Below are 11,903 nucleotides of genomic sequence, written 5' to 3'. Positions count from 1 at the left end.
ATACACTTCGGCGGTCTTAACGCCATAGGGAAAGGTCGGGGTATGGTCAGGGAGACTTCGGTCAGCGATCACTGAGACCATCCGAAGCAACTGCGGGCACCAGCCGCTCCTTGTTACCTTTGCCTATCACTTCGAGCCACCAGCGATCCTTGCCGTTTTCGTCGCCCCGACGGAAAAACCGGCCCATCGTATTCGTGCCGACCTCCGTGATACGCAAGCCACCCAGATAGAGCAGGGTGAAAAGCCAGCGCACACGTGCGTCATGTTCACGCTCGCGATCGGTCTGCGTGGACATGCCCTGAATGTAGGTTTTGACTTCGAGCCACAGTTCGGGCGACAGATACCGGACGATGCGCGGCCTGGCCCGGCGTGCGCGCTGGCGCGATAGCGACAGGGGATTGCCGGCCAGATAGCCCGCCTGCACGAGCCACGCAAACATGACGTTGAGGATCACCATGGCCTGTCGCTGGCTCGATTCCGACAGGGCGCCATAGAACGGTCGCCAGCGCGGATCGCTGCGTGGATGCTTGCGTCCGCCGTCAGCGGTCCACCGTGCCACGGGTTGCGGATCGGCGAGAAAGTGCTGATAGACAAGCAGGTCCTCGTGCGTGAGCGAGGAAGAGCGGTTTCGCCATCTGCGGGGTAGACCACAGCAGCAACCGTTCGGCTTCCTTGCGGTAGTTGTCGAACGTCGTCTTCGTCTCGACGAAACGGGCAAGCCACGCGCGGACTGCGTCGAGATCGGTCGCCGCGGCGACCTGGATGTGGCCGGTTGCGCGGTTCGTGCCGTGGCGGCCATCGAGACCGGCGGGCAGTTCGACCGAATCAATTGGATGCAGGGCGGGCACAAGTGCAGCAACATCGTGAAGCGCGTTTTGCGCGCCACCAGCGTGCCGATGGCAGACTTGTCCAACCCTAGAATCAGGTCGTGGATTCTGTATTCCGACATCTGGAGCTTTTTCGACGCCGTTAACCGGCAATGGTTGATCCGTTTTCGTGAAGCATCGGGTGGCAGACCTGCGAGTTATTCGCCTGACCGGTAAATGGCTCGATGCAGGTGTGCTGGACGACGGCAGATTGACTTCCGTACAGGCTGGTACACCCCAGGGTTCGGTGATTTCACCATTGCTCACCAATATCTACCTGCACTACGTATTCGATTTGTGGATAGAACGTTGGCGGCGCCAGAGGGCACGCGGCACAGTCATTGTGTCGCGTTACGCTGACGATACGGTGGTGGGCTTCCAGTACGAGACCGATGGGTCTGCTGATGAAGCACCTGCACTCCCAGAGCGCGTGCTGTGTTTCGTCTACGGCGGCGATTGGGAGTTGTTGCTCGCGCTGGTTGAGGAATTGTCCCCGGCTGGTTGGCGTTTCAAGTCAGGGGACTGCTCGATTTCGCGCGGATGGAAGACTATTGCCGTATACACGGTGGGCGACATCATGCGTTTTCCGACGCGAGGGCCAACCGCTATGCGATGGGAGATGCCGACCCTGCGCGTTACAATTGAATTGATCCCTGATAGCGACAAAGCGTAAGCGGCCACGCGTGCTACTCACACATCCACAGGTATGGATGGGACATCTCGATGCCTGAGCTTCACATTACGACAGCAATGGTTGGGGCCTCGGCACGCTTTGGGTATCCACACGAAAAATCCAAAAAACGCTAGCGCTTCCTTTCCCCTTGAATCGAACGTCCTATTGCCTCCGCATGACACAAGGTAGCCCCGCGGCGCCAAAAACTTCGGCTCTTGTTCGCACGCTAACGCTTATTCGGACCACGAAGCTCCTGCAGATTAGCTAGTCCGAAATTTTACAGATCTGACGCGTACTCCCGCCAGCCGTCCGTATAAAGTCATACTGGCCAGATGTTCGCGATACTTTGCGCCGACCCAAAACGATGAAGCACGGCCTCGCCCCGATGGGAATACGCAAACCGTGCGTGCACCTCCGTCAGAATACGAAGTCAATTGCCAAAGTGAGTATCGCAGGAGTCGACGGTACCGGTGCAGACCGGCTTGACGGCATGTTTCAGCGTCGCCGACGACGCGCTTGAACCGGATTCCGACGTGCCGCCCACCGCACTGGCGACGAGGCTAGCCGCTTGGCTCGCTGCGACCTTGCTTTCGGCGGTCTGAATGTCGGCGCGGTAATTCCAATCGTTACCGCCGACGCTGTACCCGGCACTTTCTAGTCGCACGAGGTCCGCGCTTACCTCGGCACGGGTTACCGGGCCGTTGGTGGTTGTGTCGCGCTAAGGACGCGGGAGTAAAATTCAGGCGGACATTTTCCTGAAGTGAAGCGTGATATGAAGAATGCGACTGCGAGAAAAGCCCTGCCTGCCGGCGTAGCGAATGTACTCAAACGCCTGCACTATCCGCCGGACGTGATCCTGCTGTGTGTGCGGTGATATGTGGCCTACTCGCTGAGCTTGCGAAATCTCGAGGAAATGATGGCCGAACGGGGTTTCGAGGTCGACTATTCGAGCGTGCATCGCTGGGTGATCAAACTCGTACCGTTGTTCGAGAAGGCCTTTCGCAAGCACAAACGTCCGGTCGGCAAGAGCTGGAAGATGGATGAGACCTACGTCAAGGTGGGCGGCCAGTGGAAGTACTTGTATCGCCCGGTGGACAAGGCCGGTAATACGGTGGATTTCCTGTTGCGGGCGAATCGCGACAAAGCTGCCGCGCGCCGTTACTTCGAGAAAGCCATCGATCGGAACGGGACGCCCGAGACCGTGACCATGGATAAAAGCGGGGCGAATCTGGCCGCCCTCCAGGCCATCAACGCCGAGCGGGAAACGCCCATCAAGGTCCGGCAGGTCAAATATCTGAACAACATCGTCGAGCAGGATCATCGGGCGATCAAACGACGAACCAGGCCCATGATGGGCTTCAAGGATTTCCGGTGCGCCCGCATCATCCTGTCAGGCATTGAGACGATGCATATGATCAGGAAAGGCCAGATGAAGGACAGCGGCGTCCCCCGAACCGCCGCCGATCAGTTCTATTCGTTGGTGGCGTAAGGACTCCTTGTCATTGCGGAACTTTCTTGCCTTGCCAATCTTATCGCGACACAATCTTTTTGTCGCTCGCAAAGTCAAAATCAGAACTCGGCTTGGCGTAGAGGCTAGCCGGGCCACGCCGACACACCAGCGGCGGCGAGGAAGAACCGGCATTCTTGTCCCTCGCCGAGTGAGATATCGCCGAGCGCGACATCGATTTTCACGCCGCAAACGTCAAGGTACGCGAATCGCTCGCCGCGGCGCAGCTCAATTGCATTGATGGTCGCCGCATATGGGCCATCCGACGCCAGCACGAAAGCATGCGAGGCAAGCCGCCACATCACCGGTGAAGCAATTGGCAGGTCCGCGCAGTTCGCTTCCACGACCCATCCAGGCGCAAGCTCGATGCGCTGCGGCGCGCGCACCGTGCCACAACCGACGTTCGAGAGACCGAGGAGTTCAGCCACACGCATCGTCACCGGACGCGCTAACACCTCTGCGGTGGTGCCGGCCTGCAATACCCGACCCCGATCGAGGACGAGTATCTCGTCCGCAAGCAGCGCGGCCTCGTCCGGATCATGCGTGACGATTATGGTGACCGCTTCGATCTCCCGTTGCAGCGCCCTTAGCGATTGCTGAAGCCGTCGACGTCGTGGCGTATCGAGCGCGGAGAATGGCTCATCGAACAACAGCAACCTACTATGACGCGTGAGCGCGCGGGCGAGCGCCACGCGCTGCCGCTGGCCGAACGACAGCTGGTTCGGCAAACGGTTGGCGAGCGTAACGATCCCGAGATGGTCGAGCCAATAGCGCGCGGCAGCGGCATCTGCATGAACCGGAAACGCTAGCTGCTGAGCCACCGTCATATGCGGGAAAAGCCCGTAGTCTTGAGGCATGTAGCCGATCTGACGCGCTTCGGGCGGCAAGGCGCCGATGTCCGCCGTGCCGAGCATAACTGAGCAAGCCTCGTTGGATTCCAGACCCGCAATCAGCCGCAGCGCCAGCGATTTGCCTGAACCGGACGGCCCGATGATGGCAAGGCGCCGCGTGGCCGGCGTCCATGCGATGTTGAGCTCGAACGCGCCCAGGCGCCGTTGCAGATGGAAAGAGAGGCGCACAGCCGCGGTCTCGCCGTGCCTAGCCGTCAGGTCCGACTTTGGTTCCAGCACGTCGTCGTCGTTTTCGATCTTCTCGAGCGCGGTCTTTTGCCGAACGCTGCAAATCGACAGTGCCGCGCAGACGATCGCGATGGAGAGCGTCGGCAGCAATAGCGGCATCATCGCCGGCAGCCCCTGGCCGCCGAAGACGACGTACGTATAAACCGGCAACGAGTAGGGATGATAGGCGACCATTACGGTTGCGCCGAATTCGCCGAAGGCGCGCAGCCACGCGAGCGCGAGTCCTGCGCGAATAGCCGGCCATGCAACAGGCAGCATGACGCGCAAAAAGCGACTTCCGGCATGATGGCCGAGCGTCGCGGCGACATCGTCGAGCACGGGGTCGACCGCGGAGAACGCGGACCTTGCGGCAATGATCAGAAACGGCGCGGCGACAAAGACTTCCGCGAGCACGATGCCAGCGAACGAATCCGTCAGTACACCATGGGTCATGCGGCCGGCCCATCCATACGGGCCGAGCAGAAAGAGCAGCAGCACGCCGCTGGTAAGCGGCGGCAGCGCCAGCGGCAATTGCACGACAAACCCGAGCAGCGCGACTTTGCGCGATTTCGAGCGCGCAAGGAAATAGCCGAGCGGCACGCCACCTAGCAGAACCACGAGCGACGTCACGCTGGCGCTCGCCGTCGAGATCCCAACCGCCGACCATGTCGCGCGCCAGTCGACATTTGCCCAATCCGCTGCCCCAAGCTGCGGCACACTCGCGACAAACGGCGCGCACAGGTAGGCGGCCAGCAGCGCAGCCAGCCACAGCAGCGGGCGAGCAGCGACAGGATTCACCGCCCTTACTGCGCGGCGGCGTCGATCACGGCTTGCACCGACGGCGGCACGGCTTGCAGGTTGCCGCTCACCGTCGGTTTGATGACGTCCACGCGATGTTGCTTGAGAAGCGCGCGACCTTGCGCATTCAGCAGGAAGTCGACAAAGCTGCTTGCGCCGTCACGGTTCGGCGCGTCACTGAGAATGGTCAGCGTGTAACTGGCCTTCGCCTGCAATTCGGGCGCCGGACGGATCGCCGGAATCTTCAGGTCGGACGTCTCTGTGGAATAGAAAAAGCCGGCATCGAGCTGTCCGGATTGTAGGCGGCCAACCAGCGTTTCCTCGGGCAAAACCTGTTCGGAATTTTCCGTCGCGCCGAGTGTCTTCTCGACGAGGTCCGGCTGATGATAGAGTTCAGCGGCCCTGGTCACCATTGCGACCGTGAACGCGCCCTTCGGATCGAGCTTTGGATCGGTCCGGCCAATGCGGATGCCCGGTTGCTGTAGCACCTGGTCCCAGCGCCTGCTCTTGAACTGCGGCGCGAATCTGCTTTGCGGGTTGTAGCCGATCATCAATGGCGATTCGGCGAAGTTCACATACCACGTGACGTGATCGCCGTTTGCCGCGCCGGTCAAACTGTCATTCACCTTGGGACTCGCGCTGATGAACACGTCGCCGCGGCGCAGCTTGCCCTTGATTTCGTTGGCGATCTTGTTGGAACCCGCCGCATAGCCGCGGAAGTGCAGCCCTGTGGCCTTCTCGAAAGCAGGGCCGATGCTGCGCTCCATTACATTGACGAGCGAGCCGGCATACAACACGTTGACCGTGTCGCCTTGCGCGAAAACGGGCGAGGCCGTAACGATCCCGGCGATGAGCACAATAGGAGTGACGGTAGAAGCGAGCAGTTTGCGAATCATGCGATGACCGGATGCGTTGTTAATGGCGCTATATTACGACGACGTCGCCGCCTGTTGGGCGACGACATGGTTGAATTTCAATTGAGCGGGAAGCTCCGCACATAGCCGGTGCCGCTGGCGGCGCGATCGATCGCGTACAGCCGACCGCGCGGTCCATCGACGGCGACCCCGCGGGCGTTCGGGAAGTCATTTGCGTGCCGCAAATAGTTCAAGGCGATGCTTCAGGTGGGCTTTACCACGCGCGCTGCCTCAGGTGGCGTGTTCTCGCCCATGTCTGCAGTGAGGTGTCCAACCTTGTGCCTTGCGGCGACAAATCCTCGCATTCCCAACGGTTCTCTTCGACGGCGACGATCTTGGGCCCTATGACTGCAACAACTCGAGCAGCGAACTCGGGGTGAAGGGAACAGACCTGGGGCGAACCCCGATGGCGTCGTAAATGGCGCTAGCTATTGCCGAAGGGATCACTGCACATGTCGGCTCACCGGCCCCCACAGGTGGCTGATCCGGACGATCCAGCAACACCACGTCGATCTCGGAGGGCAATTCCGGAAATTTCAGCAAGCGATAGGTAAGCCAATCAACGCTTGTCACCGCCGAACGTGAGAAGCTAACGTGCTCGAACAGCGTCCTGCTGATCGTCTGGACGACCTCTCCTTCAACCTGGTTGCGCACACCGTCAGGATTGACGATCAAACCGCAGTCGTGAGCGATCGTCACTTTCCCGATCTTCAACACGCCTGTCCTTTGGTTCAGCTCGATCTCGATGACAGACGCGACGTATGCATGATTGGGCTCGTAACGCACGCACGCCATACCTCGCCCACGTGCGATATCCGAGGTGGACCGTGTCGGAAAGAGAGGGCGACGCTGCCAACCTGAACGTGATTCGACCGCGCGCAGAACGGCCTGCGCGCGCGAATCGTCGAAGTGACGGAGCCGAAACTCGAGCGGATCTTCGTTGGCGGCAACTGCCAGTTCATCCATGAACGATTCGTTGGCGTATGTGTGCTGCAGTCTACCTGGACCTCGCAACCACGCGGGCCGCAAGAACGTCGTCGAAGTTCGATTGACCACCACGCTCATGTTGGGTACGTCATATGGCGCGATCACGTTGAACTCCATGCCGCCGGCGTTGTTCGGCTCATCGACCATGGTTGAGGAGCGCACAAGCTCGGCGGCGAGCAACGGCACGTCTGCGTTGCCCGACACACGATAGGGAACCCACGTCGTGTACTTCCACGCCTGAATACGACCGTGACTATCAACCACGCCTGCAACATCACATACCACCGGGGCGCCCTTCGGATCCCAGCCGTGCTCGTCTTGCCGCATCCACTGTACACGGACTGGTTGCCCGACAGCTTTGGACAGTATGGCTGCTTCGGCCGTCGCATCTTCATGACCATTGCGGCCATAACAACCAGCACCTTCGACGTATATCAACCGTATGTCGCTCGTGCCCATCTTCATCATCGCGGCGATCTGATCTCGAGTCATATGTGGCGCCTGCGTCGACGACCAGACTGTCAATTTTCCGTCCCGATAATCTCCAATTGCACAAGACGGTCCGATTGATCCGTGCGTTTGCATCGGCCAGCAATAGGTCGCGTGGACCACCTTATCAGCTTTCGTGATTTCAGCATCAGGCTCCCCACGTTCGAGCAACTTCCCCTGCTCGTGGATGGGAAGCGCTCTGACCGCGTCGAAGAGCTTCGTTTCTTCAGGCAGGCCGGACCACGAAGACCACGTTGCACGTATTGCGCGCGCGCTGCAGATTGCCGACCACTCATCCGTCGCGATCGCAGCCAGCAGATTTCCAATGCGCACCGTAAGGAGAAAGCCTGGCACCTTTTGGGCGTGTTGATCATCGACCGCCGACAGTTGGGCGCCGTACGCGTCCGGATGCAGGATGCGGGCATGAACCATCCCGTTGATACGTACATCATGCATGTAGGTGAACTCTGCGAACACCTTCGATCGAACGTCATCGCGTTTGACCGGCTGACCAACTACCCTGTAGTTCCTGGGTGATTTGAGTGGCGCCTTCGGATCGAGACCGAGTGTTTCGGGTTGCGTGGCGAGTAGCTGATGGTATGCGATCCCCTCCAAGTGATCGGTTCCCCGGAAGGCGAGGCCGTTCTCCAACCGAACCTCTACCTCTGGAATCCGGAACGCTCGTGCCGCCGCTCGACGGATCGCAGCGCCCGCCGTCGCCGCTGCCTGTCGCAGCTGAATCCCGGCGCCTTGAACAGACATCGAACCATTCGTCGGCCCCTGATCGACAGTCATTGCAGTGTCGCCCTGAACGACTCGGACCCGCTCGAGCGGAAACTCCAGTTCTTCGACCACCATCTGCGCCAGTGCGGTGGTGTTGCCTGTACCTAGATTCACCTTTCCGGTATATAGCGTGAGCGTCCCGTCAGCGCCGAGGACGAGAAATGCGTCGACGCGAGCAGGATCCACTGACTTCGTGAGTGCAGCCGGAACGGCGTCCTCGCCCGCAATCTCAGCGAAGGAAAGCCGGGATAGGGAGAAGCCAACGACAAGAGCGGCGCCTTGAAGGAAGAAGTGCCGTCGGGAGATGGAGGTTGGGTCGGAGATACGCATTCATGCACCACTAGCTTTAAGGATGGCGCGGACGATCCGCATGTGCGTTCCGCAGCGGCAGAGATTGGAGGCAAGCGCCTGCTTGACCTGCTCTTCGGTGGGCTTCGGATTGGTATTCAACAGTGAGCGCGCTGCGATCAGCATTCCGTTTATGCAGTATCCGCACTGAACCGCTTGCTCCTCGATGAACGCGGTCTGCAGGGGATCTGGCGATGCTGGATTTCCCATCCCTTCAAGGGTCGTAATCTTCCGGTTCACCGCAGACGAGACTGGCATAACGCATGAGCGTCGGGCGGTGCCGTCAACCAGAACGCCGCAGGCGCCGCACTGACCAAGTCCGCAGCCGAACCGGGGACCTTTCAAGGACAGCTGGTCGCGAAGAACATAGAGCAGCGGTGTCTCGGGCGTAGCTTTCACCTGGACGGTGCGTCCGTTCACGTGCAAAGTTATTTCGATTGTCGGGGCGGTCATTTGTCGTTTCCAGTTTGCCTGCGCACCTTTTCGACATCGCTCGGGCTCACCGCTGGTGCGTGATTACCCCAGCTGTCGCGCATGAAGGTGAGCACATCGGCGACGTCGGTATCGCTGAGCGCACCACGTTGAGCTGGCATGGGATAGGGAGCAGGTTGGCCGTCGATTACCAGTGGCTCAGCACCATTGAGGGTCACGTTAATGAGTGACAGCGGATCCTTTTCCTGCACGTTCGGATTGCCCGCGAGCCGGGCCAGATACGGCGCAGTACCACTGCCATTCGCAAGGTGGCACGCGACGCAAAAATTCCGATAGATTTGCGCGCCATGTGCCTTGGCGGCGGGGCCCGCATCGGTTTGAGTTGCGTCGCGCCTGGCGGTGGCCGCGCCCGGCAGCGATTTCAGATAGATAGCGATCGACTCGAGATCGCTCTCACTCAGCCACTGAGTGCTATGGTTGACGACGGCAGTCATGGGGCCGAACGCGGTCGCGTGCGCGTTTGCACCGGTCTTCAGGAAAGTCTCGATATCCTCGGCAGTCCATTCCCCGATGCCAGTCGTCCGGTCTGCCGTCAGATTTGACGCGAACCAGCCGTCAAGCGAAGCGCCGGACAGGAACGCATGGCTGCTTCCGTCAAGTGCCTGCTCCTCGAACGCCGCACCTCGTGCAGTGTGGCACGCGCCGCAGTGGCCCAGCCCCTGCACCAGATAGGCCCCTCGATTCCATTCGACACTTTTGTCCGGACGCGGCTCAAAGCGATGAGCATCCAGAAACAGAGCGTTCCAGACCCTCATGGGCCACCGCATCGACAGCGGCCAGCGAATGTCAGGAGTATGGTTGGCCTGATGTGCCGGCTTCACGCCATGCATGAAGTACGCATAAAGCGCGTCGACGTCCGCATCGGTGATCTTGCTGTACGACGTATAGGGCATCGCCGGGTAGAGGTTGCGCCCATCCTTTGCAACGCCTTCGCGAAGAGCGCGAGCAAACTCAGCTTCGGTATACTGCCCGATACCAGTCTTTGAATCAGGCGTTATGTTGGTCGAATAGATGCCGCCGATAGGCATATTCATTCTCAGACCGCCCGAGAACGGCATGCCGCCCTTGACTGTATGGCATGCGGCACAGTCGGCTGCGTGAGCGAGATAGCGCCCACGGACGAGAAGAGTCTGATCCGGCTCGGCTTGGGCGGCCTTTGCTGCACCTATGGCGCTCAATAGCGCCAGTATTGCGAGGATTCCTTTTCTCACCTGCATATCCTTTTATCGAGACGCGCAAAGCGAAACTTCATCGCTCGCCGAACATCGCCTTGCGTGCCTCCTCGTCCATCTCAGCCTTGAAGGCGTGACGTGCCTTCAGCGATTCGGCGCGCTGCGCCGCTGGTCGGAGGTTGATTTCGTCGAGCAAACGCTTGACGTTCGGCAGCTTCTCCCACGCTTCGGCGCCGAGTATGAAGGGCACAGCCCATGCCCATCCCCATACGGCCATGTCCACCACGGTGTATTCGTCGCCGAGCATGTAGCGATGCTTCGTCAACTGAGCGTCAACGATGTGCCAGTGACGCCACGCCTCATAGTCGTAACGATTCACCGCGTAGTCCTTAGGCTCGGGCGCAAAGTGTTTGAAATGCACCGCCTGGCCCGAGTATGGGCCAATGCCCGTCGCAACGAACGCTGCGAGCTTGCCTTGCTGAGGGCGCTTGACTCAACGTGCGTGAACGACTTGCCGTAGACATGTAGTTGCGTTTTTTGCAAGTATCTCAATGTATCGCCCGTCAGATCGAACGTGATCGAGAAAACGCTTGTCGCGTCGTTTTTCGCCATGTACTGAGATTCAGCTATGCCTTTGGATTGTGACGTTAAGGTCATCTTATTCCCGGCTTTTCCTTCCGCCACGACACAGACAGCCCTGGGAATACAAAACGAGTCATAGACAATCTGTTTCTTCTTGTCGTAAATCAGATAGCCGCGTTGGTCATGGAACTGTTTGTTGTCCCTTTTACGGAAGACCTGAAGCGTGTAGGCCATTGCCACCGGTATTGATCACTGGCGTTCGTCGCGTCCGCTGCTGGTTCAAAGGTTAACTGCTCGTAATAAGGTTCCATCGCGGGATTGCCTGTGCCTACTTTGGAACCTACTTGACCGGGCGCCACATCCACGCCGCCGGTCGCAATGGTTCTCCAGGTGCCGACCAGCTTGGCTAAGGGACCGAAATCCATTCCTTTAATGACGGTTCCTTGTGCATACGCTGTGGACATAGTCGAGAGGACGATTGCAAGAGAGACAAAGTATTTATTCATCATCTGCGTTACATTATTCGAGGGGAGTTTTCTTATGGCAATTATTTTACATGGGCACGGAGCTGGAATTGTTTTTATGTCTCGCAATTCTATATTTCATCTCCCTGTGCAGACTGTCTTCCTGCGAACCGCGGGTCAAGGAATACGAGTGGTTGGAGTGCGATGATCATTGCGCGTTGGACGTACGGGAGACCGGACCTTTGATCTTTTCCCTTCGCCGCTCGCTCTGTCGTCTGAGACCTCAACCGGTCGCCGATCGACCCGCCCAGGTAGAGAGGGCTGCGGACGGGTCGCCGATATCGGTGCCGGGCGCCAACGGTGGAAGAAACGTCAAACACGTCGGCCGCCTCGACCGAATCGCAAGCGTGGCGGCAACACTGACATCAAGGATCTCTCAGATATAACCCGGATTTTCCTCCGGGTTACATCAAGCGCTCGGGCTTTTAGATGGGCGATCGGCACTTGTCTGAGTCCTACCGTTCCCGACGCTAATTCCTTGAATGTGATCATTGGTCGTAATGCAGCCTGACGCGCTGTCCATTTCGATTGCGTCGCAAAATCTGATCTCGCCATCGTCGTGGTTGATGATTGTGTGGCCTGCTTCGCGGTGCAGCGACTGGCACCGTAAGCTGTGACTGGCGCGCGCCCCTCAACCGAATTGAAACCGT

General features: G+C 59.3%; 8 protein-coding genes and 4 pseudogenes. 2 read left to right on the top strand and 10 right to left on the bottom strand.

What is annotated here, in order from left to right; genetic code table 11:
* Nucleotides 1-91: 91 nt before the first annotated feature.
* A pseudogene (locus OKW44_RS06395) lies at nucleotides 92-848 on the bottom strand (site-specific integrase); the annotation flags it as partial.
* Between the two features lie 148 nt (nucleotides 849-996).
* On the opposite strand from OKW44_RS06395, the gene OKW44_RS36975 reads away from it, so the two are divergent.
* Nucleotides 997-1,539, top strand: a complete 543-nt coding sequence (locus tag OKW44_RS36975; RefSeq protein WP_503129139.1) for a reverse transcriptase domain-containing protein — start codon at nucleotides 997-999, stop codon at nucleotides 1,537-1,539.
* Between the two features lie 430 nt (nucleotides 1,540-1,969).
* Here OKW44_RS36975 and OKW44_RS06385 read toward each other — a convergent pair.
* Nucleotides 1,970-2,233: pseudogene (locus OKW44_RS06385) on the bottom strand (DUF4148 domain-containing protein); the annotation flags it as partial.
* A 78-nt stretch (nucleotides 2,234-2,311) separates the two neighbouring features.
* Between OKW44_RS06385 and OKW44_RS06380 the strand changes: the two are divergent.
* A pseudogene (locus tag OKW44_RS06380) lies at nucleotides 2,312-3,028 on the top strand (IS6 family transposase).
* 104 nt (nucleotides 3,029-3,132) lie between these two features.
* On the opposite strand, the gene OKW44_RS06375 reads toward OKW44_RS06380, so the two are convergent.
* From OKW44_RS06375 to OKW44_RS06340, 8 genes and pseudogenes are all read right to left on the bottom strand, one after another.
* Nucleotides 3,133-4,962: an ABC transporter ATP-binding protein/permease gene (locus OKW44_RS06375; protein ID WP_018420949.1), complete on the bottom strand. Its 1,830-nt coding sequence runs from the start codon at nucleotides 4,960-4,962 to the stop codon at nucleotides 3,133-3,135.
* 5 nt (nucleotides 4,963-4,967) lie between these two features.
* A complete protein-coding gene (locus OKW44_RS06370; RefSeq protein WP_018420950.1) occupies nucleotides 4,968-5,858 on the bottom strand; it encodes an extracellular solute-binding protein in 891 nt (296 codons plus the stop codon).
* A 360-nt stretch (nucleotides 5,859-6,218) separates the two neighbouring features.
* A complete protein-coding gene (locus OKW44_RS06365) occupies nucleotides 6,219-8,465 on the bottom strand; it encodes a xanthine dehydrogenase family protein molybdopterin-binding subunit (RefSeq protein ID WP_018420952.1) in 2,247 nt (748 codons plus the stop codon).
* Nucleotides 8,466-8,936, bottom strand: coding sequence for a (2Fe-2S)-binding protein (locus OKW44_RS06360; protein WP_018420953.1), 471 nt, complete (start codon nucleotides 8,934-8,936; stop codon nucleotides 8,466-8,468).
* Nucleotides 8,933-10,186, bottom strand: coding sequence for a c-type cytochrome (locus tag OKW44_RS06355; RefSeq protein WP_429409682.1), 1,254 nt, complete (start codon nucleotides 10,184-10,186; stop codon nucleotides 8,933-8,935). The genes OKW44_RS06360 and OKW44_RS06355 overlap by 4 nt, the downstream gene beginning before the upstream one ends.
* A 37-nt stretch (nucleotides 10,187-10,223) precedes the next feature.
* A pseudogene (locus tag OKW44_RS06350) lies at nucleotides 10,224-10,607 on the bottom strand (glutathione binding-like protein); the annotation flags it as partial.
* Complete coding sequence (locus OKW44_RS06345) at nucleotides 10,523-10,963, bottom strand: heme-binding beta-barrel domain-containing protein (protein ID WP_018420956.1); 441 nt, start codon at nucleotides 10,961-10,963, stop codon at nucleotides 10,523-10,525. The gene OKW44_RS06345 and the pseudogene OKW44_RS06350, both read right to left, overlap by 85 nt.
* Complete coding sequence (locus OKW44_RS06340) at nucleotides 10,894-11,238, bottom strand: hypothetical protein (protein ID WP_239499121.1); 345 nt, start codon at nucleotides 11,236-11,238, stop codon at nucleotides 10,894-10,896. The genes OKW44_RS06345 and OKW44_RS06340 overlap by 70 nt, the downstream gene beginning before the upstream one ends.
* Nucleotides 11,239-11,903 lie beyond the last annotated feature (665 nt).

Origin of the sequence: Paraburkholderia lebeckiae, from assembly GCF_050436325.1 — a bacterium.
In the GTDB taxonomy this organism is placed as follows: Bacteria; Pseudomonadota; Gammaproteobacteria; order Burkholderiales; family Burkholderiaceae; genus Paraburkholderia; species Paraburkholderia tuberum.
Note: the sequence above shows the minus strand (reverse complement) of the source record. Positions and strands in the feature narration are given on the sequence as shown.